This is a genomic window from Acidovorax sp. GW823-FHT05D11 (assembly GCF_058795695.1).
In genome coordinates, this window is record NZ_CM179502.1 from 321,389 (window position 1) to 345,164 (window position 23,776).

Sequence of the window (23,776 nt, forward strand, 5' to 3'; positions counted from 1 at the left end):
GCTGTGCGGCGCCTCCCGGGGCGCAAGAACTGGCGCTGCCCAAGCCAGCGCCACCGTGGAACTGGCTTTGCCAGGCCACCGGTGGCGTCCCCCTCCCGCAGGAGAGGGGGAAGGCGCGAAGCGACTCGAGGGGGGCATTACCGTGGCGCCATGCGCAGGGCACCATCGAGGCGGATCACCTCGCCGTTCAGGTGCCCGTTGGTCACGATGTGGCACGCCAGCTCGGCAAATTCCTCGGGCTTGCCCAGGCGTGGGGGGAAGGGGATGCTCGCGGCCAGCGATTGCTGCACGGCCTCGGGCAACTCCTTCATCAGCGGCGTGGCGAACAGGCCGGGCGCCACGGTGCACACCCGGATGCCGTGCTGCGCCAGGTCGCGCGCCATGGGCAGCGTCATGCCCACCAGGCCGCCCTTGGAGGCGCTGTAGGCCTGCTGGCCCACCTGGCCGTCGAACGCGGCGGCCGAGGCGGTGAACATCATCACGCCGCGCTCGCCGTTGGGCAGGGGCTCCAGCTTGGCGCAGGCGGCGGCGAACAGGCGGCTCACGTTGTAGCTGCCGATCAGGTTGATGGTGACCACGCGCGTGAAGTCCTCCAGCGGCGCGGCGCTTCCGTCGCGCTGCACGATGCGCTTGGCGCTGCCGATGCCAGCCACGTTCATCAGGATGCGCGCCGGGCCGTGGGCCGCAGCGGCCTTCTCCAGCGCGGCGGTGACGCTGGCGGGGTCGGTGATGTCGCAGGCGCACGCCACGGCGCAGCCGTTGCCAAATTCCTTGCCAATGTCGGCCGCAACCTTCTCTGCCAGCTCGGCGTTGCGGTCGAGCACGGCGACCTTGGCGCCCAGGCGGGCGAGTTCGCGGGCCGTGGCTTCACCGAGGCCCGATGCGCCGCCGGTCACGATGGCGGCTTGTCCTTGGATGTCCATGCTGTGTGTCCTTGAGAAAAATGTTGGGTGTGTCTTTGGCGTTCAGTGGCGCGGCACCAGCGTGCCGGGCAGCGTGCCGCCGTGCAGTGCGTCCACCACGTCCGCGCGGTGTTGCAGCACGGCGCGCTGGTTGATGGAGCCCTTGTCGGTGATCTCGCCCTTGTCCAGCGAGGGCGGCTCGGCCATCAGGTGCGCACGGGCCACGCGGGTGGCGCTGCCGGTGGACTCGGCCGCGAGCTTGTCCAGCACCTGCTGGAAGTGCTGCTGCACCGGCTCGCTCGCCAGCACCTCGTGCAGGCTGGCGCTCTCGGGCAGGTCGCTGAGCGTGCGAATGGTGGGTGTGGGCACCAGCAGCGCGCCGATCTCTTTGAGGTTGATGCCGGTGATGACCGCGTCCTGCACGTAGGGCGCGCAGGCGGCGATGATCTTGGCGCGCATCGGCCCCACGCTCACGAAGGTGCCGGTGCTGAGCTTGAAGTCCTCGGCAATGCGGCCGTCGAACTTCAGGCCCTTGTTCAGGTCGTTCTCGTCGATCCACTTCACCGCGTCGCCCGAGCAGTAGAAGCCCTCTTCATCGAAGGCGTCGCGCGTGGCTTCGGCATTGCGCCAGTAGCCGGGCGTGATGTTGGGGCCGCGGTAGCGCACCTCGACCTTGCCGTCCACCGGCACGAGCTTGAGTTCGAGCCCCGGCGTGGGCACGCCGATGTCGCCGGCCTGCACGTCGGGGCTGTTCACCGCCACGCAGAAGGGGCAGCCTTCGGTCATGCCCAGGCCCGTGTTCATCACGATGCGCTCGCCGACCTCGCGCTCGGCGCTCTCGAACAGAGAGTCCCAGATGGGCTGCGAGAGCGCGGCTGCGGCAAAGAAAAACATCTTCACGCGGCTGAGCAGGTTCTTGCGCAGCTGCGCGTCTGTCTTCATGGTCTGTGCGATCACCTCGAAACCCGTGGGCACGTTGAAGTACACCGTGGGCGCGATCTCGCGCAGGTTGCGGATGGTCTCGGCCATGCCCTTGGGCGTGGGCTTGCCTTCGTCCAGGTAGAGCGTGCCGCCGTTGTAGATGACGATGCCGAAGTTGTGGTTGCCGCCGAAGGTGTGGTTCCACGGCAGCCAGTCCACCAGCACCAGGGGCTCTTCGGCCAGCACCGGCATCGATTGGTTCATCTGCTGCAGGTTGGCGGCCCACATGCCGTGCGTCACGATCACGGCCTTGGGCAGCTTGGTGGAGCCCGAGGTGAACATGAACTTGGCGATGCTGTCGGCCGTGATGGCGCCGTGCGCTGCATCCACGGCCGGCGTGGCGGGGGTGGCCAGCAGGTCGCTGAAGGCCACGGTGCTGCGGCCCGGGATGCTGCCAGTGCCCAGCACCACCTTGACGTCGGCGGCCACGGTGGCCTCGATGGCGCGCGCAAAGCGCGTGGCGTCGCTGGCGAACACCAGGCCGGGGGTGAGCGTGTCCAGCACATGGCGCAGCTTGTCGAAGTCCTGGCTGATGGTGGAGTACGCGGTGGAGACGGTGCACTGCGGCACGCCGGCCACCAGGCAGCCCAGCGACAGCAGCGCGTGGTCCAGGTCGTTTTCGCTCAGGATGGCCACGGGGCGCTCGGCGCCCAGGTGCATGTCGAGCAAGGCCTGGGCAATGCTGCGCGCGGCCTGCCAGGCCTGGCCGTAGGTGACGTGGCGCCACTCGCCCAGGCTGCCGTCGGCGTTCTTCACGCGCTGGGCCATCCAGGTGCGGTCGGGCACGGTCTGGGCCCAGTGCGCGAGCCGGTCGGTCAGGCGCAGCGGGTAGGCCTGCAGGTCTTGCGTGGCCCGCACGTAGACCACGCCGTTGTCTGCCTGGCGCGTGCTGACCTCGGTCACGCCAAAGCGCAGCGGACGGTAGCGGGGGGATGGGTTGCTCGTCATGGGTGCGTGTCGGTGGGCTTGCGCGGGCGCGTGCTGTCTGTGCTATCTGTCCTGTCCGGGGCGCTGCGGTCAGCCCTTCTGGACCTTGGCGGCCTTGCCGTCGAGGAAGGCGCGCACACGCGCCTTGGCCTCGGGGGCGCTCTGCGCGATGGCGGCCATCATGGCTTCGGTCATCAGGCCCTGGTCCGACGGCTGCTCGGCGATGCGCGGCAGCGCGTGCATCAGCGCGTAGTTGGTCAGCGGCGCGTTCTGCCCGATGCGCTGGGCCAGCTCGAAGGCCTTGTCGAACGCCGTGCCGGTGGGCACGAGGTACTGCGCAAAGCCCACGCGCTCGCCGTCCACCGCGTTGTAGACGCGGCCGGTCATCATCATGTCGGTCATGCGCGCCGTGCCGATCAGGCGCGGAATGCGCACCGCGCCGCCGCCGCCCACGAAGATGCCGCGCGAGCCCTCGGGCAGCGCGTAGAAGGTGGACTCGTCGGCCACGCGGATGTGGCAGGCGCTGGCCAGCTCCAGGCCCCCGCCCACCACCGCGCCGTGCAGCGCGGCCACCACGGGCACGGGGCCGAACTGCACGCGGTCCAGCGCCGCATGCCACATGCGCGAGTGGTGCAGGCCCTGGCCCGCATCGCGCTCCTTGAGTTCGGACAGGTCCAGGCCCGAGCAGAAGTGCTCGCCTTCGCCATCGATCACGGCCGCGCCCACGGTGGCGGGCAGGTTGTCCATCACGTCCCGCAGCGCCAGGATCAGGCCGTCGTTCAGGGCATTGCGCTTGGCGGGGCGGGCGAGGCGGATGACCGCGATGTCCTCGCGTTCGCCGCGGATTTCGAGGGAGATGTCGGAGTGCTTGGTCATGGTCATCGAGGTGAGTTGTAGAAATTATGGTTATCAAAAATAACTAAAACAAGGCCGTGGAGGCGGTCTTTGCTAGGTGCTTTCCCTAGCTTTTCTGGGTGCTCATATGATTATGATAAATAACTAAAATGGCACCGATTCACAGCAAGGAACCGTCATGAACGCCTTCATCCCCTACGGCATTTACTGGTCGTCCCCGTTCGCCAAGTGGCAGGGCTCGCTGGCCAACCTCAACGCGCTGCCGCTGGCGGCCACGGTGGGCAAGCAGGCGCTGGCCGCGCGCGGGTACGACCTGGCGGCGGTGGACCTGGCGATCCTCGGCATCACCAACCCGCAGAAGGGCAGCTTCTACGGCCTGCCCTGGGTCACCGGCCTCATGGGCATCGACCGCGTGGCGGGCCCCACGGTGCAGCAGGCCTGCGCCACCAGTGTGCGCGCGCTGCAGATGGCCGCGCAAGAGGTGGCCTGCGGCACGGCCACCAGCGCGCTCTTGGTGATGGCTGACCGCCAGTCCAACGGGCCGGTGGTGTACTACCCCGATTCGAGCGGCACCGGCGGCTATGGCATCACCGAGCACTGGGTGCCCGACAACATGGGCCACGACCCCTACGCCAAGAACCCCATGCTGCAGACGGGCGAAAACGTGGCGGCGCGCTACGGCATCACCACCGAAGAGCAGCACGCGCTCAAGCTGCACCGCTACACGCAGTACCAGGCGGCGCTGGCCGACGACCGCGCCTTCCAGAAGCGCTACATGGCCGATGTGCCGGTCACCGACTCGAAATTCCGCAAGCAGACCGGCACGCTCAGCGCCGACGAAGGCATCTTCCCCACCACCGCCGAAGGCCTGGCCAGGCTCAAGCCGGTCAAAGAAGGCGGCACCGTGACCTTCGGCGGCCAGACGCACCCGGCCGACGGCAATGCGGGCGCCATCGTCACCACGCGTGACCGCGCCCGCGCCGTGGCCACCGACCCCGGCATCGAGGTCGAGATCCTGGGCTTCGGCATGGCGCGCGTGGAGGCCGGCTTCATGCCCATGGCGCCGTCGCCGGCGGCGTTCAACGCCTTGAAGCACGCAGGCCTGTCCATCGCCGACGTGCACGCGATCAAGACGCACAACCCGTTTGCGGTGAACGACATCGCGCTGGCGCGCGACACCGGCTTTGCGTGGGAGCGCATGAACAACTACGGCAGCTCCATCATCTGGGGCCACCCGCAGGCGCCTACCGGCCTGCGCGCCATCATCGAACTCATCGAAGAGCTGGTGCTGCGCGGCGGCGGCGTGGGCCTGTTCACCGGCTGCGCCGCGGGCGACACCGGCTACGCCACCGTGCTGCGCGTGACCGACAGCAGAACCAGCACCACCCCCAAGGCCTGACCATGACGACCACTGCGACGACAACCAGCACTGAACATTCCTTTTCCGCCCCGCTGAACGCCTGGCTGGTCGACGGCGTGCGCACGCCCATGGTCGACTACTGCGGCCCGCTCGGCCATGTGTCGCCCACCGACATGGGCATCAAGGTCGCCCGCGCCGTGCTGGACAAAAGCGGCGTGCCCGCTGCCGACGTGAACTCGGTCATCACCGGCTCGATGGCGCAGGCCGACTTCGACGCCTTCGTGCTGCCGCGCCACATCGGCTTGTATGCGGGCGTGCCGCAGAGCGTGCCGGCCATCCTGGTGCAGCGCATCTGCGGCACGGGCTTCGAGCTGTTCCGCCAGGCCGCGGACCAGATCGCGCTGGGCTATGCCGACGTGGCGCTGGTGGTGGGCACCGAATCCATGACGCGCAACCCGATCGCCGCGTACACGCACCGCACGGGCTTCAAGCTCGGTGCGCCGGTGGAGTTCAAGGACTTCCTGATGGAGGCGCTGATTGACACCGCCGGCCCCGTCACGATGATCGAGACCGCCGAGAACCTGGCCAAAAAATACGGCATCACCCGCGAAGACGTGGACGCGTACGCGGCGCGCTCGTTCGAGCGGGCGCTGCAAGCCCAGGCCGACGGCTTTCTGGCCGGCGAGATCGTGCCGGTGACGAGCGAGAAGTTCGAGTTGGCAGGCTACGCCACGCGCGGCATCACGCTGCCGCGCAAGGTGGCGCAGCTCGACCGCGACACGCACCCGCGCCCCTCGCCCGTCGAGGCCCTGGCGGGGCTGCGCACGGTGTACCCCGGCGGCGTGCAGACGGCGGGCAACAGCTCGGCCCTGGTGGACGCGGCCGTGGGAGCCGTGGTGGCCAGCGATGCCTATGTGCAGCGGCGCGGCCTCAAACCCCTGGCGCGCCTGCGTGGCGCGGCTGCCGTCGGTGTGGCGCCCGAATTCATGGGCATCGGCCCCGCACCCGCCATCCGCGCGCTGCTGGCGCGCACCGGGCTCACGCTCGACGACATCGGCCTGTTTGAAATCAACGAAGCGCAGGGCGCGCAGACCATCGCCGTGGAGCGCGAACTGGGCCTGGACCGCGACAAGCTCAACGTGAACGGCGGCGCGATTGCGCTGGGCCACCCCTTGGCCGCCACCGGCGTGCGCCTGACGGTGACCCTGGCGCGCGAGCTGCGCCGGCGCGGGCTGCGCTACGGCATCTCGAGTGCCTGCGTGGGCGGCGGGCAGGGCATTGCCTTGCTCATCGAGAACCCGGATGCTTGAAATTTAAGAGAAATAGGGCTCAAGCGCTTATGGGATAAGCGCGAGCAGCTATCGAAGTAATAGTGTTCAATTGAAGGTCACCATGAAAATCATCACCGCAGCCCAGGCCGGGGCCCTGATCCCAGACAACGCCACCATCTTTCTGGGCGGCCTGGCCGTCTCCAGCCTGCCCGAGGAAGTGCTCAAGGGCGTGGAAAAGAATTTCCTCGACACCGGCCACCCGAAGAACGTGACCACCTGGGCCTGCGGCGCCATCGGCAACAGCAAGGATGCGGGCATGGTCCACTTTGCCCACCCCGGCATGATCAAGCGCACCGTGGCGGGCCACTTCGGCCAGACGGGTGCCGAGATGATGAAGATGGTGTTTGACGGCGAAGTGGAGGCCTACAACTTCCCGCAGGGCAGCCTGTCGCACCTCACGCGCCACATTGCCAGCCGCAGCCCCGGGCTGCTGACCAAGGTGGGCCTGGGCACGTTCGTGGACCCCCGCATCGAAGGCGGCAAGCTCAACAGCAAGTCCACCGAAGACCTGGTCAAGCTCGTCGAATTCAACGGCGAGGAATGGCTGTTCTACCCCGCGCCCAAGGTCGATGTGGCCATCATCCGCGGCACCTTGGCCGATGAGAACGGCAACATCACCCTGGACAAGGAAGGCGTGCTGCTCGAGCAGATCAACATCGCCCACGCGGCCAAGGCCAGCGGCGGCATCGTGATCGCGCAGGTGGAGCGCATCGTGAAGGCCGGCAGCCTGCACCCCAAGTCGGTCAAGGTGCCCGGCGTGTCGGTGGACTACGTGGTGGTCAGCCAGCCCGAGAACCACATGCAGACCATCACCACGCAGTTCAACCCCGCGCTGTGTGGCGATGTGCGCGTGCCGCTCAACTCGCTGGCGCCGATGCCGCTGGACGAGCGCAAGGTGATCGCGCGCCGCACGGCGCTGGAGCTCACGCCGGGCGCCATCACCAACCTGGGCATCGGCATCCCGGCGGGCGTGCCGTCGGTGGCGGCGGAAGAGGGCGTGTCCGACCAGTTCACGCTGAGCGTGGAAAGCGGCATCACGGGCGGCATCCCGGCGCAGCTGGGGGACTTCGGCACTGCCTACAACGCCGACGCGATCATCGAGCAGTCGCTGCAGTTCGACTTCTATGACGGCGGCGGTCTGGACGCGAGCTTCCTGGGCCTGGCGCAGGCCGACAACCACGGCAACGTGAACGTGAGCAAGTTCAACGGCCGGCCCGTGGGCTGCGGCGGTTTTGTGAACATCACGCGGTCCACCAAGCACCTGGTGTTCTGCGGCACCTTCACCGCGGGCGGGCTGGAGGTGCAGGTGGCTGATGGGACGCTCACCATCGTCAAGGAAGGCCGCTCGCGCAAGTTCATCGAGAAGGTCGAGCAGATCACCTTCAACGGCCTGGACGCTGCGCAGCGCGAGCAAAACGTGCTGTTCGTCACCGAGCGCGCCGTGTTCCTCCTGACCACAGAGGGGTTGGAGCTGACCGAGATCGCGCCCGGCATCGACCTGGAACGCGACGTGCTGGCGCACATGGGGTTCAAGCCCCTGATGCGCGATGTGAAGATGATGGACCCGGGCCTGTTCCGTGCCCAGTGGGGCGGGCTGGCGCAGGCAATGGCCGCCAAGGCCGGGTCTGCCGACTGATACGCAGCAACCCTGCGCGGGCTCTCAGGAGGCGGGGTCCGGCGAATAGACCTTCTGCAGCAACCGGATCAGCGTCTTGCGCTCGGCGGCGGTCAGGCCCGCCGTGGCGTCCACTTCCAGCTGGGCGGCGGTCTCCTCGGCCTGCGCGGTCAGCTCCACCCCCGCGGGCGTGAGGTGCACGCCCATGGCGCGCCCGTCGCTGGGGTGCGGGCGGCGCTCGATCAGCCCGCGCCGCTCCAGCGCGGCGATCAGCCCCACCAGGTTGGGCGGCAGCACATTGAGCGTGGCGCACAGCTGGCGCGAGGTGATGCCCGGGTTGTGGGCCACCAGCGACAGCACGGAAAACTCCACCACCTTCAGGCGGTACACCGCCATGCGCTCCATGAACACCTCGATGACCGCCAGCGACGCACGGCGCGCGTTGTAGCCCACCAGCGTGCGCAGGAAGCTGGTGTCCACGGCCTCCGGCGTGGAGAGCGCGGTGGCGGGGGGCGGTGGGTTTTTGAAGGGGCGGGCGCTGGACATGGGGCGATGGGTGCCGGAGCAAGGTCGGGTTTGGCGACGCATCGGGCAAGACCACTTTCTGACTCCCTTTCGCCGCTGCCGCTTATTTTATATACATCTTTTGCTATTAAAAATATAGCTATATCGCGAAATCGAAAAACGCGGCTCCACCCGCCTCAAGCGGGGCTGCGCAGCACGCGGCGGTATTGCACGGCCTCGGCCACATGGATGACCTCGGTGGTGGGCGAGCCCGCCAGGTCGGCGATGGTGCGCGCCACCTTCAGCGCACGGTGCGTGCTGCGGGCCGACCATCCCAGCCGCGCGGCGGCGGTGTTCAGGAATCTGGCGGCCGCATCGTCCAGCCGCAGGTGCGTGTCGATCTCCTGGCCCTGCAACGCCTGGTTGGCCTTGCCCTGCCGCGCCAGCGCCAGGGCGCGGGCATGTTCCACCCGCCCGCGGATGGCGGCGGTGGGCTCGCCCGCGGGGGCCTGCACCAGTTGCTCGGCGGGGAGGGCGGGCACCTCCACATGCAGGTCGATGCGGTCCAGCAGCGGGCCGCTGAGCTTGCCCTGGTAGCGGTTGATCTGGTCGGGCGTGCAGCGGCACGCGCGTTGCGTGGACCCGAGAAAGCCGCACGGGCAGGGGTTCATCGCCGCGATCATCTGAAAGCGCGCGGGGAAGTCCGCGCGCTGCGCGGCCCGCGAGATGGTGATGTGGCCCGTCTCCAGCGGCTCGCGCAGCGCCTCGAGGGCGGCACGGGGAAATTCCGGCAGCTCGTCGAGGAAGAGGACGCCGTGGTGGGCCAGCGAGATTTCGCCCGGCCGGGGCGGCGATCCACCTCCGACAAGGGCCACCGCGCTGGCCGTATGGTGGGGCGTGCCCGTGGGCCGCTGCCCCCACAGTTCGGGGCGGAACCGCCCGGCCAGGCTGGCGATCGCTGCGCTCTCCAGCGCCTCGTCCACCGTCATGGCCGGCAGCAGCCCGGCAAAGCGCAGGGCCAGCATGGACTTGCCCGAGCCCGGCGGGCCGGCCATCAGGACACTGTGGGCTCCGGCGGCCGCGATCTCCAGCGCGCGCTTGGCCGTGGCCTGGCCTTTCACGTCGGCCATGTCCAGGGAGGCGGCTGCGGCCGCCATCGGCGTGGCTTGCAGGCGGGTCCAGCCATCGTTGTCCACGGAGGCATCGCCCGCCGCGGCGTTGCCCGGTGGCAGGAAGGCGCGCACCACGTCCAGCAGGTGCCGGGCGCGCACCACCTGCGCGGCGGGCACGAGGGCGGCCTCTTCGGCGCTGCCGGGCGGCAGCACCAGCACGGCGCTGATCTGCTGCGTCTGCAGCGCGAGGCTCGTGGCCAGCGCGCCGCGCACCGGCCGCAGTTCGCCCGACAGCGACAGCTCGCCCGCGAATTCGTGCCCCGGCAGGCGGGCGCCGTCCAGCTGCCCGCTGGCCGCCAGGATGCCCAGCGCGATCGGCAGGTCGAACCGGCCGGAATCCTTGGGCAGGTCGGCGGGGGCGAGGTTGACGGTGATCCGCTTGTTGTGGGGGAACTCCAGCCCCGCGTTCTGCAGTGCCGACCGCACGCGCTCGCGCGCTTCCTTCACTTCCACTTCGGCAAGGCCCACCAGGGTGAAGCTGGGCAGGCCGTTGGCCAGGTGCACTTCGACAGTGACGGACGGCGCCTGCAGCCCCAGAAGGGCGCGGCTTTGCACCAAAGCAAGACTCATGAAGCGATTCCTCCCCAGATGGGTGCGTTTTATGGCGTTCCCGCGCGGGCCCTTGGCGCCATGCACCAATAGCGTGCGTATGGCCGTGGCACGGTGCTGATGCTCACTGTACCGGGGATCGTTGTAACGCGAAGCAACGGCGCGCGCGGATGTATTCCGCCGCGTGGCACGGTCCGTGCTTAAAGCGCTCGTCCCTACTTTGTCCAACCGGAGGAAACATGACCCGCGCCATCATCAAGACCCTGGGCGTTGCCCTTGCAGCATCCCTTCCCCTGCTGGCCAGCGCCCAGCTCACCGGCAACGTCAGCCTGACCACCAACTACAAGTTCCGTGGCCAGGACCAGGACGCCTCCAAGGCCAAGGCCCTCAAGCCCGCGCTGCAAGGCGGTTTTGACTATGCCTTCGGCGAATCCGGCTGGTACGTGGGTAACTGGAATTCCAGCGTGGACTGGCTGGCCAACAACTCGCTCGAAGCCGACCTGTACGGCGGCTACAAGTTCAAGGCCGGCGGCGCCGACCTGGACCTGGGCGCGCTGACCTACATCTACCCCGGCAATGCCAACGGCAACACCACCGAGCTGTATGGCGCGGCCACCATGGGCCCCTTCACCGCCAAGTATTCGCACACCATCTCCAAGGACTACTTCGGCTGGGCCGGCGCCAAGTCCGGCTCCGGCCTGAAGGGCCGCAACACCGGCTACATGAACCTGGCGTTCGCCCAGGAAGTGGCTCCCAGCGTCACCCTGAAGGCCTCGGTGGGCTTCACCCGCTTCGCCAGCGACATCAAGGACCTGGGCGTGCCCAACTACATGGACTACAGCGTGGGCGGCGCGTATGACTTCGGCAGCGGCCTGTCGCTGGGCGCCGCCGTGGTGGGCGCCAACAAGAAGGCCTTCTTCGGCCACGTCAACAAGTCGCGCGTGATCGTCACGCTCACCAAAACCCTGTAAGCAAGTCTCGATGGGCGCCGGGTGCGCCCATCGTCGGAGGAACCAAAATGAAAATGGTGACAGCCATCATCAAGCCCTTCAAGCTCGACGAGGTGCGTGAAGCACTCTCGGACATCGGCGTGCAAGGCATCACGGTGACCGAGGTCAAGGGCTTCGGCCGCCAGAAGGGCCACACCGAGCTGTACCGCGGCGCGGAGTACGTGGTCGACTTCCTGCCCAAGGTCAAGATCGAAGCCGCCGTGGCGGATGACCTGGTGGACCGCGTGATCGAGTCCATCGAAAGCGCCGCGCGCACCGGCAAGATCGGCGACGGCAAGATCTTCGTGACCCACCTGGAGCAGGTGGTGCGCATCCGCACTGGCGAAACCGGCAAGGAAGCCCTGTAAGGGCCCGGCCGCATCACACCCAAGAAGAGAAACGCCATGAAAAAACTGCTTGCTTCCTTCATTCTGGGGCTGGGCCTGCTGACCATGGGCAACCTGTCCCTGGCCCAGGCGCCCGCCGCCTCCGAGCCGGCCGCCGCCGCGCCCGCTGCGGCGGCCGCTCCCGCCGCTGAAGCCCCTGCGGCTGCCCCTGCTCCCGCGGCCGCCGCTGCACCGGCCGCCGCCGCCGAAGCCCCCGCTCCGGTCCCCAACAAGGGCGACACCGCCTGGATGATGACCTCCACCATCCTCGTGATCCTGATGGTCCTGCCCGGCCTGGCGCTGTTCTACGGCGGCCTGGTGCGCAGCAAGAACATGCTGTCCGTGCTGATGCAGGTGATGGTCACGTTCTCGCTGATCGTGGTGCTGTGGTTCATCTACGGCTACAGCCTGGCCTTCACCGAGGGCGGCGCCTTCATCGGCGGCTTCGACCGGCTGTTCATGAAGGGCATCTGGGACAACGCCGCCGGCACGTTCGCCAACGCCGCCACCTTCAGCAAGGGTGTCGTGATTCCGGAAGTGGTGTTCGCCGCCTTCCAGGCCACGTTCGCCGGCATCACCTGCGCCCTGATCGTCGGTGCGTTCGCAGAGCGCATCAAGTTCAGCGCCGTCATGATGTTCATGGTGCTGTGGTTCACCTTCAGCTACCTGCCGATCGCCCACATGGTGTGGTTCTGGATGGGCCCTGACGCATACGCCTCCAAGGAAGTGGCCGACGCCATGACCGGCAAGGCCGGCCAGATCTGGCAGTGGGGCGCGCTGGACTTCGCCGGCGGTACCGTGGTGCACATCAACGCCGCCGTGGCGGGCCTGGTGGGCGCGTTCATGGTGGGCAAGCGCATCGGCTACGGCAAGGAAGCCATGGCGCCTCACAGCCTGACGCTGACCATGGTCGGTGCCTCGCTGCTGTGGGTGGGCTGGTTCGGCTTCAACGCCGGCTCCGCCCTGGAAGCCAACGGCTTTGCCGCCCTGGCCTTCATCAACACGCTGGTGGCCACCGCCGCCGCCGTGCTGGCATGGTCCATCGGTGAAGCGCTGATGCGCGGCAAGGCGTCGATGCTGGGTGCCGCGTCGGGTGCCGTGGCCGGCCTCGTGGCCATCACGCCCGCTGCCGGCAACGTCGGCATCGGCGGTGCGCTGGTGATCGGCCTCGTGGGCGGCTTCGCCTGCCTGTGGGGTGTGAACGGCCTCAAGAAGCTGCTGGGCGCGGACGACTCGCTCGACGTGTTCGGCGTGCACGGCATCGGCGGCATCGTGGGTGCCCTGCTGACCGGCGTGTTCAATGCGCCTGGCCTGGGTGGCCCCGGCTACGTGGCCGACTGGGTGACCGCCACCATGGTGACCTCCGCCGACTACTCCATCGCCGCCCAGGTGTGGACCCAGACCAAGGCCGTGCTGCTGACCATCGTGTGGTCGGGCGTGGTCTCCTTCGTGGCCTACAAGATCGTCGACCTGACGGTGGGCCTGCGTGTCTCGGAAGAAGACGAACGCGAAGGCCTGGACATCACCTCGCACGGCGAAACAGCGTACAACCGCTGAAGCAGGCCGGTGCGCCCGACGCGCCGCGGTGTCTGGTGGCACCGTGGCGTCGCAACAAGAACAAGCGAGTCGCTCCTTTGGTTGTTGAACCCGCCGGCAACGGCGGGTTTTTTTCGTACCGGGCGGGGGACTCGCTTGTCTGCATTCTGTTCTGGCATGCACGCCCAGAGCACACGTCCGCAGACATCCCTCCCGGCGGTCCCGAGCCATTTGCACGCGCGCTGTTCAAAAAATTCACGCGCTCTCCGCGTGGCGCCGGACATCGCTGGAGCTACGATGCAAGGCATGGACCTCGCCCTTGCCCAGATCGCCGACCGTGTGCGCACCGCCGCCGCCGACCAGACCCCCTTGCGCATCCGGGGCGGGGGCACCAAGGACTTCCATGGCCTGGCGCTGCATGGCGAGGTGCTCGACACCCGCGTGCTGCGCGGCATCGTGAGCTACGAGCCCAGCGAACTGGTCGTCACCGTGCGCGCGGGCACCCCGCTGGCCGAGCTGGAGGCCACGCTGGCCGAACAGGGCCAGTGCCTGCCCTTCGAGCCCCCGCACTTCGCCAAGACCCCGCCGGATGCCGCCACCGTGGGCGGCATGGTGGCGGCCGGCCTGTCGGGGCCGGCCCGCGCCAGCGTGGGCGCGGTGCGCGACTATGTGCTGGGGGTCACGCTGCTCAACGGCCGGGCCGAGCTGCTGAGCTTTGGTGGGCAGGTGATGAAGAACGTGGCGGGCTATGACGTGTCGCGCCTCATGGCCGGCGCCTGGGGCACGCTGGGCCTGCTCACCGAGGTCAGCCTCAAGGTGCTGCCGGTGGCCCCGGCCGAGGCCACGCTGCGCTTCGAATGCAACCAGGCCGATGCCTTGCGCAAGCTGCACGCCTGGGGCGGCCAGCCCCTGCCGCTCAACGCGAGCTGCTGGGTGCAGGACACGGGCACGGGCACCCTCTACGTGCGCCTGCGCGGGGCCGTGGCCGCCGTCGAGGCCGCGTGCAAGACCATGGGTGGCGTGCGCATGGACGACAGCGCCGCCGTGGCTGCCGATTGGGCCGCCTGCCGCGAACAGACCCTGCCCTGGTTCAGCGACCGCGCCCAGCGCCCCGGCCACGCGCTGTGGCGCCTGTCCCTGCCGCCCACGGCCCCCGTGCTCCAACTGCCTGCGGCGGCCCAGCCGCTCATTGAATGGCACGGCGCCCTGCGCTGGGTGCAGGCGCCGGAAGCGGCGGGCGATGCCCTGCGCGAAGCCGCACGCGCGGTGGGTGGAAGTGCTTCTGTTTTCATAGCTTCCAGCGCAGGTGCATCAAGCGGTAGCGGCCAGTTTGGCTTGAAATCCAGTGCGCTGGAGCAGATCCACGCGCGCCTCAAGCACAGCTTCGACCCCGCGGGCATCTTCAACCCCGGGCGCATGGCCCGCGCCTGGTAAGCCACGCGCCAGCCTGCGGCACCCATGCGACGCCTGCGCCATCTCACCGGACACCACCGCACGGTGGCGAGCAACCGCGTGCTGGGCCTGCTGCTGGCCTTCAATGCGGGCGCGGTCAATGCCGGGGGGTTCCTGGTGGTGCACCTGTACACCTCGCACATGACCGGCTTTGTCTCGATGCTGGCCGACAACCTCGTGCTGGGCAACATGGCCCTGGTGCTGGGCGCGGTGGGGGCGTTGCTGGCCTTCGTCAGCGGCGCGGCCACCACGGCCGTCATGGTCAACTGGGCGCGCCAGCGCAAGCTGCACAGCAGCTATGCGCTGCCGCTGCTGGTGGTGGCGGTGCTCATGCTGGTGTTCGGCCTGGTGGGCGCCATCACGCTCAACTGGCGCACGCCGTTCGCCGTGCCCACCACGGTGCTGCTGCTGTCGTTCATCATGGGCCTGCAGAACGCCACGGTGACCAAGATGTCCTCGTCCCAGATCCGCACCACGCACATGACCGGCGTGGTGACCGACCTGGGCATCGAGCTGGGCAAGATGCTCTACTGGAACCGCACCGGCACCGCGCCGGAATCCCAGGTGCGCGCCAACCAGGCCCGGCTGCGGCTGTTCGCGGGGCTCGTGGCGATGTTCCTCGTGGGAGGCGTTGCCGGGGCCGCGGGCTTCAAGCACGTGGGCTTCGTGTTCGTGGTGCCGCTGGCGCTGGTGCTGCTGGGGCTGTCGCTGCCCCCCTTGTGGGCCGACCGCGCGCGCCTGCGCCACCCCTCGCGCAAGGCGCTGCCCCTGGAGCCGCCGCTCACTCCGCCGCCCGCGCTCTGAGCGTTTCCGGCCCTGTTTTACCTTCCCCTGTCCAGGCATGCTCCATGCAAACCCAACTCGCCCCTGAATACCGCGCCCGCGCCGATGGCCTGGAGGCCGAGGCCATCCTGCGCAAATGCGTGCACTGCGGCTTCTGCACCGCCACCTGCCCCACCTACCAGCTGCTGGGCGACGAGCTCGACGGCCCGCGCGGCCGCATCTACCTCATCAAGCAGGTGCTCGAGGGCGCCGAGCCCACGCGCAAGACCCAGATGCACCTGGACCGGTGCCTGACCTGCCGCAACTGCGAAAGCACCTGCCCGAGCGGCGTGCAATATGGTCATCTGGTCGATATCGGCCGCAAGATCGTCGATGAGAAAGTCGCCCGCCCGGTGGGCGAGAAGGCCTTGCGCTGGGCGCTGAAGGAGGGCCTGCCTTCGCCCCTGTTCGCCCCCGCCATGAAGGCAGGGCAACTGGTGCGCGGCCTGCTGCCCGCATCCCTCAAGGCCAAGGTGCCTGCGCCCCAAAATGCCGGCGCATGGCCCGTGCGCGAACACGCGCGCAAGGTGCTTTTGCTGGCGGGCTGCGTGCAGCCGGCCATGATGCCCAACATCAACACCGCCACCGCCCGCGTGCTCGACGCGGTGGGCATCCAGACCGTGGTCGCGCCCAAGGCGGGCTGCTGCGGCGGCGTCAAGTTCCACCTCAACGACCAGGACGGCGGCAAGGCAGAGATGCGCGCCAACATCGACGCCTGGTGGCCGCTGGTGGAGCAGGGCGGGGTGGAAGCCATCGTCATGAACGCCTCGGGCTGCGGCGTCACCGTCAAGGAATACGGCCACATCCTCAAGGACGACGCGCAGTACGCCGCCAGGGCCGAACGCATCAGCGCGCTCACGCGCGACCTGTCGGAGCTGCTGCCGGCCCTGCTGCCCGAGCTGGCCGACAAGCTGGCGGGCCGCGCCCAGCCCGCCGCCGACGTGCTGTACGCCTACCATCCGCCGTGCACGCTGCAGCACGGCCAGAAGCTGCGCGGCGGGGTGGAAACGCAGCTTGCGCGCCTGGGGTTCCGGCTGCGCGCGGCGCGCAACGAGGCCCACCTGTGCTGCGGCTCGGCGGGCACGTATTCGGTGCTCAACCCGGACCTGGCGTACCAGCTGCGCGACCGCAAGCTCGGCGTGCTCGGCGAGGCGTTCGGCGACCAGCCCCCGGACGTGATCCTGTCGGCCAACATCGGCTGCATCACCCATTTGCAAAGCGGCACCGGCACGCCGGTGCGCCACTGGATCGAGGTGCTGGACGAAGCCCTGGCCTGACAAGGGGATGCCGCCGCTGGCGGGCTTTTCTCCAACGCTGGCATGATTGAGGGTTTTGTTGCCCTCTCCCTCACCCATTCGCACCGCCATGACCGACTCCGTGCCCGCACAAGAACAACCGAGCGCAGCCCCTGCCACACCGCTGGCGGCGCCTGTTTCGGCCGCACCGGCCGAGGCGGCTGCCGCCGCTCCCGGGGCGTCCGCCGCCGCCGACGCTGCCGGGGCACCCCAGCAGCGCGCGGGCGGATCACGCCGTGGCGGCCGCAACCGCCGCAAGCCCGAAGGGCGCCCGGCGCCAGAGGGCGGCGCCGAGGCCTCTGCCCCCGCACCTGCGGGCGCGCGCGCGCCGCAGCGTGTGCACCCCGCGCTGGAGCAGCTGGCGGGGCTCTACCCGCACCTGTTCGGCGCGGTGTTCCGCCCGCTCAAGCGCGGCATCTTCCAGGACCTGCTGGCCGCGCACCCCGAGGTGTTCGAGCGCGAGGCGCTCAAGGTGGCGCTGGGCATCCACACCCGCTCCACGCGCTACCTGCAAAGCGTGGCGGCGGGCGACCGGCGCCATGACCTCTCGGGCCAGCCCGTGGAGGGCATGGCCCCCGAGCACGTGCACCATGCGCTGCTGGAGGTCTACCGCCGCAAGAAGGCCCGTGCCACCGAGGACCTGCTGCCCAAGCTGCGCAACCGCATGATGGCCGCGTTCGAGGCCTCGGGGCTCACGCGCGAGGCCTACACCGAGCTGGTGCAGGGCCGCGACGAAGCCGCCAACGCCATCCTCGAAGAGGCCTTTGCCGAATGGTCGGCGCGCAACGCCAAGGACGAGGCCCTGCTGCGCGCGTTCGAGGCCAGCGGCCAGACACTGGAGGCCTTTGCCGACATGTACGGCCTGGTGCCCCGCACCGTGGGCCAGCAGCTCGAGCGCGCTCGCCGCCTCGCCGCCGCGCGGGTGCAGGCCGCGGCGGCCGCGGCCGTGGCCGCCATCGCACCGGCCCCGCAAGACGCCTGACGCGAGAGGCTCGCCCGTGCCGGCGGCACCTTCCAGGCTGATCTTCCTGCCCGGCGTGGGGGGCGACCCCGCGTTCTGGCAACCGGTCTCGTCGGCCATGCCGCTGCCCGCCGCGCGCGTGCTGCTGGGCTGGCCCTGGCGCGATGCAGGAGCCGGAGCCGGCGCGGGGCTGGCGCCGGACGCGGCCGGTGGCATGCAGGATCTGGTCGATGCGGTCACGCCGCACATGGACCGGCCCTGCGCGCTGGTCGCGCAGTCCCTGGGCGGCGTGGTGGCCCTGCTCGCCGCCCTCGAGCGGCCCGACCACCTGACCCACCTGGTGCTCGTGGCCACGTCGGGCGGCGTGCCCATGGACGACCTGCATCCCCACGACTGGCGGCCCGATTTCCTGCGCGCCAACCCCGCGTTTCCGCCGTGGATGGCCCAGGCGCGGTGGGACCTGTCGGCCCGGCTGGCGTCGGTGCGCGCGCCCGCCCTTTTGCTGTGGGGCGACAGGGACCCCATCAGCCCCGTGGCCGTGGGGCGGCGCCTGTGCGGCCTGCTGCCGGGCGCGCGCATGCACGTGCTGCCAGGCGGTGCCCACGACCTGGCCCGCACGCACGCCGGGGCCGTGGCCGGGCACATCCACCGCCATCTGCGGGGCGGCGCCTCAGGGGATGCCGGACAGGGCGCTTCGCAGAACGCCTAGAATCCCGCTGCGGCCCGGTTCATGGGTTGCCGTAAGCGTTTACGTCAATCAACGTGCCAACCAACGCCGGCCTTGCCGGGGTGGTGGCCCCTTTCCTGTCCCGGCGCGGCCCGCGCCGCGTGGGCGGGCGGGGGCGGCACCTTGTCTGACCGGCTGCTTTCTGGAACTGCAATGAACCACTCTTCGTCGCCCACCCCACCGCCTTCCCCCAGGACCTCCTGGGGCCTGCGCAAGCTGCCCGCGCGGTCCGCGGCCTGGGTCATGCCCCTGCTGCTGTCGCTGCTCATGACCTTCATCGTGTCCCTGATCAGCACCGTGCGCGTGGTGGGCTTCTCGCTGGATCTTCCCCGCCTGTGGATGAGCTCCTGGGCACTGTCCTGGCTCGTCGCCTTCCCCACGCTGCTGCTGGTGCTGCCCGTGGTGCGCCGGGTGACGGCCGCCATCGTGGAGCCGCAGGGCTGAGGCCCCCCGGGGCACAGGCTGCTGACACGGTGTGTCAGCAGCCTGCCGCCCGGCCCCCAGCGCGTTGCGCACGCTACTGACATCAGGCTGTCAGCAGCGGGTCCGCACCATCGGTCCTCGCAGCTGCACACCACCGATCGATCCATCGATCCCCTTCACAGACAAGAGAGGACCTGCCCATGACCACACCCACCACCGTCCAGATTCCCGCCTTCAGCGTGGCCGGCATTGCCGTCCGCACGCGCAACAGCGACGAGATGAACCCCGCCATCGCGCGCCTCGGGGGCCTGTGGGACCGCTTCTTCAGCCAGAGCTGGGAGCGCAAGTTGCCTGGCCGCGACAGCGATGGCCGCATCTTCGGCGTCTACAGCGGCTACGAATCCAACGAACACGGCGCCTTCGACGTGACCGCCGGCGTGGCCACGGCCGACCCGGAACTGGCCCAGGCGGTGCCCGGAGCCGCCCGCGTGGACATCCAGGCGGGCGACTACCTCGTCTTCACCGGCCACGGCGACATGCCCCAGATGGTGATCGACACCTGGGTCCGCATCTGGCGCTACTTCGCCGAGAACCCGCAGGTGCAGCGCCGTTTCGGCACCGATTTCGAGGCCTACGAGGGCCCGGACAGCGTGGCCATCCACGTCGGCGTGAAGCCGTAGCGCCGCCGGCCTGCCGATGGCGGCGCACCCCGCCCAGCCGCCACGCGCAGCGCCTTGGCGTTGGTGCATGATGCTATATGTTCAATAGCTTCCCGCGCTGATGGCATGAGCGGTGCAAGCCAGGAATACCCACAAGATGTCCCCTTTCATCCATGCGCCGCGCTGACCGCCTTTTCCAGATCGTCCAGCTCATCCGGGGGCGGCGCCTGTCCACGGCGGCGTTCCTGGCCGAGCGGCTCGAGGTGTCTCCGCGCACCATCTACCGCGACGTGGCGGACCTGCAGCACCAGGGCGTGCCCATTGAGGGCGAGGCCGGCGTGGGCTACCGGCTGGGCGCCGGCTTCGAGCTGCCGCCGCTGATGTTCAGCCAGGGCGAGGCCAACGCGCTGGTGGCGGCCGCGCGGCTGGCGCAGGCCTGGCTGGACGCGGGGCTCGCGCGCGAGGTGGAAGGGGCCCTGGGCAAGATCCTGTCGGTGCTGCCGCCGGCCGCGCGCGCGGCGGCCGAGGCGCAGGCGCTGTATGCGCCGTCCGTGGGGCTGGACCCCCGGGCGCAGGCCACCCTGCAGGCCCTGCGCGAGGCGGTGCACAGCCGCCACGTGGTGCAGATCGACTACGCCGACGTGCACGGCCGCCCCAGCCTGCGCCGCCTGCGGCCGCTGGGGTGCTTCTACTGGGGCAAGGTCTGGACGCTGTCGGCCTGGTGCGAGCTGCGCAACGATTTCCGAGGCTTTCGCATCGACCGCATCGTGGACCTCGTGGTGCTGGAGGAGCAGTTTCGCCAGGAGCCCGGCAAGACGCTGGCCGACATGCTGCGCAAGGTGGAGGCGGAGATGGCCTCGCGGCCGCCCGAATGGCCGCCCGCGCCGACGCCCGGGCTGACGGCCTGAGGGCCTTTGGGCCCTGGGCCGCGCCGGCCCGCCAGGCATCAGCCGCGCCGGGCCGCCTCGATCGTGGCGATGTCGATTTTTTTCATCCCCATCATGGCTTCGAACGCGCGCGCGGCCGCCGCCTTGTCGGGACCGGTGACCGCGGCCGTCAGGGCCCGGGGCGTGATCTGCCACGACAGGCCCCAGCGGTCCTTGCACCAGCCGCAGGCGCTTTCCTGGCCGCCATTTCCGACAATCGCATTCCACAGACGATCGGTTTCGGCCTGGTCGTCGGTCGCCACCTGGAACGAGAAAGCCTCGCTGTGCCGGAAGGCGGGGCCTCCGTTCAGGCCCAGGCAGGGGATGCCCATCACCGTGAACTCGACCGTCAGGACGTCGCCCTGCCGGCCCGAGGGAAAGTCCCCGGGCGCCCGGTGGACCGCGCCCACGGCGCTGTCCGGAAACGTCTCGGCGTAGAACTTCGCGGCATCCAGCGCGGTGCCGTCGTACCACAGACATACCGTGTTCTTGCTGACCATCTTGGTGCTCCTTGGGGGCGGGACAGCGCAGTAGCCTCTCACATCTGGCGGCAGGCTGCAATGCGCGCGAGGGGCCTTGGGTGGCGGGGCATTGGTGGTGCGGCGGCTTCTTGATGCTATTAAAAAAATAGCTATTTGCGCAGATTCGATAAGCGCTGATGGGACTTTGAGCTACAGATGCCCGGCCTGGAAGACGGCCCTCGCATGGGGCGCCAGGGCCGCGGGCCTGGGGTGCGGCGGTCCTGGCACCATAGTGCAACGAATTGCTACGCACCGGGATTTGCATGCGGTTTCGGGACGCTCGATCAAGGATTCCGGGCCCCCAGGATAATCCGGGCCGGCGCCGTCGCCGTCGCGCAAGATCCGCTGCCGCGCCTGGGGCGCATGGCGGCCGCGAACCCGTCGTGCCCACCGGCGCCACGGCCTCCCTGGCGGCCGACCAGGCCGGCAATGCGCGGTACCTGGGCGCCGCCCTCGTGGCACCCGGGCACGCCGTGGTGCATGAAGGAGGCTGCGGGGCGCTGGCGCCCGCGCGACTGGGGCCGGTGGTGGAGCCGCGGGTCCTGGTGGCCGGGACGGTGGTGCGGCGTGTGGCGTGGCTGCGGCCGCTGTTCGGGTTGCCGGGCGGGCGCGGGCGCGTTCCGAAGACAATGCCAGCATGCAGCCCCGCTCCCATGCCCCTGGCGTCCAGCCCGTGATCCGGCCGGCGACCGATGCCGACAGCCACGCCGGCCTGGCCCGCGTGTGGCGCAGGGCCTGGCGTTCCGCCAACCCCTCGGTGAGGCCCGTGGCTCCGCCCGGCCACTGGGAGGCGCGGGTGCGCGCGGAATTCGGTCCGCCGTGTGCGGTGCTGGTGCGTGCGGTGGGGCCGGAGGTCACGGCGTTCCTGGTGCTGGACGTGGGCGGCGCGCATCTGCACCAGCTGTTCGTGGACCCCGCATGCCAGGGCCGGGGCGTGGGGGCCGAAATGCTGCAGCAGGTGATCCGCCTGTGCCCGGGCGGCTGGACCCTGCACGTGGCCACGGGCAACCACGGCGCGCGCCGCTTCTATGCGCGCCATGGCCTGGTGGAGGGGCCGGTCGATACCCATCCGGCCACGGGCCGCGAGCGGGTGCTGTGCCGCTGGGCGCCTGCGGCGGCAGCGGCAGCAGGCTGAGCGCGGCCTCAGGCCGCGAGGGCCGCCTCGATGTCGCCCGCCAGCTTCTTGGGCGCGTCCTGCGGCGCATAGCGGCGGATCACGCGGCCGTCCTTGCCAACCAGGAACTTGGTGAAATTCCATTTGATCGCCTTGCTGCCCAGCAGGCCGGGCGCTTCAGCGGCGAGCCACTGGTACAGGGGCGACGCGTTGGCACCGTTCACATCGATCTTGGCCATCATCGGAAAGCTCACGCCGTAGTTGAGCTGGCAGAAGCTCGCGATCTCGTCGTTGCTGCCCGGGTCCTGGCTGCCGAACTGGTTGCAGGGAAAGCCCAGCACCACCAGGCCCTGGCCGCCGTACTGCTTGTGCAGCTCTTCCAGGCCCCCGAACTGGGGCGTGAAGCCGCAGGCGCTGGCGGTGTTCACGATGAGCAGCACTTTGTCCTTGTATTGCGACAAGGGCACGGTCTGGCCGTTCATCTGCTGTGCTTCAAAGTCGTAGATGCTGTCGGGCATGGCGCATGCTCCTGAAGGTGGAAGACTGTGCATGGTAGGGGTTGCGCCCCTTTTCTGCTTTTCGCCCTGGCGGTTCAGGGGGTGCTGGGGCCTGCCCTGCGGAACTGCAGCGCGGCGAGCAGGGACGCCAGCAGGATCATCGCCCCGCCCAGCACGGTGCGCGTGTTCAAGGCCGAGGCGCCCAGCAGCGCGGAAGACACGCTGGCGAACATCACCTCCGACAGCATCACCAGCGCCGTGGTGCCGGCCGCCAGGCGCGCGGCGCCGAACTGCAGCGCCCAGTTGCCCAGCATCAGCACGCCGGCCAGCAGCAGGCCGGTGACGACCCAGGTGCTGTTGGGGGCGGGGAAGGGCTCGACCACGCCCACCTGCAGCCCGAGGCCAGCCACGGCCAGCGCCATGAGCATGCAGCCGCCGAACATGGTGGCCATGCGCGCCGGCCCGGGCACGGCGTGCAGGCGGCGCAGGGTGACGTTGGTGAGCGCGAACATGAAACCGCCCAGCAGGGCCAGCGCGTCGGCCAGGCTGAGGTTCTGCAGCAGCCGGGCGGCGGGCGCGCCCTCGGGCAGCAGCACCAGCACCACGCCGGCGAAGGCCAGGGCCAGGCGCAGCAGCGCGGCGGGCGTGGGGCGTTCGCCCAGGATCCGCCAGGCCAGCAGCACGGCCCAGGCAGGCATGAGATAGAACAGCAGGATCACGCGCACCACGTCGCCGATGGTCACGGCCCAGTTGAAGGCCACGTTGTTCAGCCCCGAGGCCAGCGCCAGCAGCCACAACTGCGGATGTTCGCGCACCTGCCGCAGGATGCCCGGGCGCCAGGCCATGAGCGCGAGCAGCACCACGGCGTACATGCAGGCCGTGGCCCACAGCGGATGCAGCCCCGCCTGGTGCATGTGCTGGAACGGCCACCACGCCAAGCCCCAGACGAAGGCGTTGAACAGCAGGGCGGCAAAGGGCAGGGGAGATTGCATTGACACCCTGTGACGGGAGGAGGAATTTCGCGAGTCAGCAGTCTAAGCCAAGCGGTCCGCAGCCCTCGGAGCACCTCCAGCGGCAGGCGCCGTCATGGTGCAGGGCAGATTTAGGCCTCCGTGGAGAACGTCAGCGCAGCGGCCCAGCGTGGCGGGCCACCGTCGCGCCGAGGGCCGCGGGGGCGCCGAAGGGATTCGAGGACATTGCGCGGGGTCGCGTTGCGCAGCGAGCGGCCTGACAACTTGTCCATAGCACGCTGCGAAAGCTATCTATCATCAC

24 protein-coding genes are annotated in these 23,776 nt (G+C 69.5%); 16 read left to right on the forward strand and 8 right to left on the reverse strand.

All coding sequences use genetic code 11. From position 1 onward, the window contains the following. Window positions 1-137 precede the first annotated feature (137 nt). From AC3RCE_RS01475 to AC3RCE_RS01485, 3 genes are all read right to left on the reverse strand, one after another. A complete protein-coding gene (locus AC3RCE_RS01475; RefSeq protein WP_492254364.1) occupies window positions 138-923 on the reverse strand; it encodes an SDR family NAD(P)-dependent oxidoreductase in 786 nt (261 codons plus the stop codon). Window positions 924-965: 42 nt separating this feature from the next. Further along, the gene (locus tag AC3RCE_RS01480) at window positions 966-2,831 is read right to left on the reverse strand and encodes a feruloyl-CoA synthase (RefSeq protein WP_492254365.1); all 1,866 of its coding nucleotides are present in this window, start codon (window positions 2,829-2,831) and stop codon (window positions 966-968) included. 69 nt (window positions 2,832-2,900) lie between these two features. Beyond that, the gene (locus AC3RCE_RS01485; RefSeq protein WP_218296607.1) at window positions 2,901-3,686 is read right to left on the reverse strand and encodes a crotonase/enoyl-CoA hydratase family protein; all 786 of its coding nucleotides are present in this window, start codon (window positions 3,684-3,686) and stop codon (window positions 2,901-2,903) included. A gap of 157 nt (window positions 3,687-3,843) precedes the next feature. On the opposite strand from AC3RCE_RS01485, the gene AC3RCE_RS01490 reads away from it, so the two are divergent. The 3 genes from AC3RCE_RS01490 (at window position 3,844) to AC3RCE_RS01500 (ending at window position 7,992) form a co-directional block, all read left to right on the forward strand. Next, the gene (locus tag AC3RCE_RS01490) at window positions 3,844-5,064 is read left to right on the forward strand and encodes a thiolase family protein (RefSeq protein WP_369641099.1); all 1,221 of its coding nucleotides are present in this window, start codon (window positions 3,844-3,846) and stop codon (window positions 5,062-5,064) included. Between the two features lie 2 nt (window positions 5,065-5,066). Next, entirely contained in the window at window positions 5,067-6,335 is a 1,269-nt protein-coding gene (locus tag AC3RCE_RS01495) for a thiolase family protein (RefSeq protein ID WP_369641100.1), read from the forward strand. 82 nt (window positions 6,336-6,417) lie between these two features. Further along, window positions 6,418-7,992, forward strand: coding sequence for an acyl CoA:acetate/3-ketoacid CoA transferase (locus tag AC3RCE_RS01500; RefSeq protein WP_492254366.1), 1,575 nt, complete (start codon window positions 6,418-6,420; stop codon window positions 7,990-7,992). A 24-nt stretch (window positions 7,993-8,016) separates the two neighbouring features. Here the strand turns inward: AC3RCE_RS01500 and AC3RCE_RS01505 are convergent, their stop codons facing one another. Next, window positions 8,017-8,517 carry a MarR family winged helix-turn-helix transcriptional regulator gene (locus AC3RCE_RS01505; RefSeq protein WP_218296611.1) on the reverse strand — a complete coding sequence of 167 codons (501 nt, stop codon included), beginning with the start codon at window positions 8,515-8,517 and terminating at the stop codon, window positions 8,017-8,019. A gap of 155 nt (window positions 8,518-8,672) precedes the next feature. Beyond that, window positions 8,673-10,217 carry a YifB family Mg chelatase-like AAA ATPase gene (locus AC3RCE_RS01510; protein ID WP_492254367.1) on the reverse strand — a complete coding sequence of 515 codons (1,545 nt, stop codon included), beginning with the start codon at window positions 10,215-10,217 and terminating at the stop codon, window positions 8,673-8,675. A 218-nt stretch (window positions 10,218-10,435) separates the two neighbouring features. On the opposite strand from AC3RCE_RS01510, the gene AC3RCE_RS01515 reads away from it, so the two are divergent. The 11 genes from AC3RCE_RS01515 (at window position 10,436) to AC3RCE_RS01565 (ending at window position 20,354) form a co-directional block, all read left to right on the forward strand. Next, the gene (locus AC3RCE_RS01515; protein ID WP_492254368.1) at window positions 10,436-11,167 is read left to right on the forward strand and encodes a TorF family putative porin; all 732 of its coding nucleotides are present in this window, start codon (window positions 10,436-10,438) and stop codon (window positions 11,165-11,167) included. A gap of 47 nt (window positions 11,168-11,214) precedes the next feature. Beyond that, a complete protein-coding gene (glnK, locus tag AC3RCE_RS01520) occupies window positions 11,215-11,553 on the forward strand; it encodes a P-II family nitrogen regulator (protein WP_010466918.1) in 339 nt (112 codons plus the stop codon). A 36-nt stretch (window positions 11,554-11,589) separates the two neighbouring features. Then, the gene (gene amt / locus AC3RCE_RS01525; protein WP_492244748.1) at window positions 11,590-13,128 is read left to right on the forward strand and encodes an ammonium transporter; all 1,539 of its coding nucleotides are present in this window, start codon (window positions 11,590-11,592) and stop codon (window positions 13,126-13,128) included. A 276-nt stretch (window positions 13,129-13,404) separates the two neighbouring features. Continuing rightward, window positions 13,405-14,541 carry a glycolate oxidase subunit GlcE gene (gene glcE, locus AC3RCE_RS01530; RefSeq protein WP_492244747.1) on the forward strand — a complete coding sequence of 379 codons (1,137 nt, stop codon included), beginning with the start codon at window positions 13,405-13,407 and terminating at the stop codon, window positions 14,539-14,541. 24 nt (window positions 14,542-14,565) lie between these two features. After that, entirely contained in the window at window positions 14,566-15,363 is a 798-nt protein-coding gene (locus tag AC3RCE_RS01535; protein WP_492254369.1) for a YoaK family protein, read from the forward strand. Between the two features lie 44 nt (window positions 15,364-15,407). Continuing rightward, window positions 15,408-16,658 carry a glycolate oxidase subunit GlcF gene (gene glcF / locus AC3RCE_RS01540; protein ID WP_492254370.1) on the forward strand — a complete coding sequence of 417 codons (1,251 nt, stop codon included), beginning with the start codon at window positions 15,408-15,410 and terminating at the stop codon, window positions 16,656-16,658. Between the two features lie 88 nt (window positions 16,659-16,746). Next, window positions 16,747-17,658 carry a ProQ/FINO family protein gene (locus AC3RCE_RS01545; RefSeq protein ID WP_492254371.1) on the forward strand — a complete coding sequence of 304 codons (912 nt, stop codon included), beginning with the start codon at window positions 16,747-16,749 and terminating at the stop codon, window positions 17,656-17,658. 16 nt (window positions 17,659-17,674) lie between these two features. Beyond that, entirely contained in the window at window positions 17,675-18,346 is a 672-nt protein-coding gene (locus AC3RCE_RS01550; RefSeq protein WP_492254372.1) for an alpha/beta fold hydrolase, read from the forward strand. A gap of 171 nt (window positions 18,347-18,517) precedes the next feature. Next, window positions 18,518-18,808 carry a DUF2798 domain-containing protein gene (locus tag AC3RCE_RS01555; protein WP_218339154.1) on the forward strand — a complete coding sequence of 97 codons (291 nt, stop codon included), beginning with the start codon at window positions 18,518-18,520 and terminating at the stop codon, window positions 18,806-18,808. 179 nt (window positions 18,809-18,987) lie between these two features. Further along, window positions 18,988-19,467: a GyrI-like domain-containing protein gene (locus tag AC3RCE_RS01560; protein WP_218296620.1), complete on the forward strand. Its 480-nt coding sequence runs from the start codon at window positions 18,988-18,990 to the stop codon at window positions 19,465-19,467. Between the two features lie 152 nt (window positions 19,468-19,619). Beyond that, complete coding sequence (locus tag AC3RCE_RS01565; RefSeq protein WP_218296621.1) at window positions 19,620-20,354, forward strand: helix-turn-helix transcriptional regulator; 735 nt, start codon at window positions 19,620-19,622, stop codon at window positions 20,352-20,354. A gap of 38 nt (window positions 20,355-20,392) precedes the next feature. On the opposite strand, the gene AC3RCE_RS01570 is transcribed toward AC3RCE_RS01565, so the two are convergent. Further along, a complete protein-coding gene (locus tag AC3RCE_RS01570) occupies window positions 20,393-20,872 on the reverse strand; it encodes a VOC family protein (protein ID WP_218296622.1) in 480 nt (159 codons plus the stop codon). Between the two features lie 404 nt (window positions 20,873-21,276). On the opposite strand from AC3RCE_RS01570, the gene AC3RCE_RS01575 reads away from it, so the two are divergent. Beyond that, complete coding sequence (locus AC3RCE_RS01575; RefSeq protein ID WP_492254373.1) at window positions 21,277-21,570, forward strand: hypothetical protein; 294 nt, start codon at window positions 21,277-21,279, stop codon at window positions 21,568-21,570. Beyond that, a complete protein-coding gene (locus AC3RCE_RS01580; protein WP_218296728.1) occupies window positions 21,531-22,028 on the forward strand; it encodes a GNAT family N-acetyltransferase in 498 nt (165 codons plus the stop codon). Before AC3RCE_RS01575 ends, AC3RCE_RS01580 begins: the two co-directional genes overlap by 40 nt. Window positions 22,029-22,036: 8 nt before the next feature. Here AC3RCE_RS01580 and AC3RCE_RS01585 read toward each other — a convergent pair whose 3' ends face one another. Both AC3RCE_RS01585 and AC3RCE_RS01590 read right to left on the reverse strand, forming a co-directional pair. Continuing rightward, window positions 22,037-22,525, reverse strand: a complete 489-nt coding sequence (locus AC3RCE_RS01585) for a glutathione peroxidase (protein WP_218296623.1) — start codon at window positions 22,523-22,525, stop codon at window positions 22,037-22,039. Between the two features lie 74 nt (window positions 22,526-22,599). After that, complete coding sequence (locus AC3RCE_RS01590; protein ID WP_492254374.1) at window positions 22,600-23,496, reverse strand: DMT family transporter; 897 nt, start codon at window positions 23,494-23,496, stop codon at window positions 22,600-22,602. Between the last annotated feature and the right edge of the window lie 280 nt (window positions 23,497-23,776).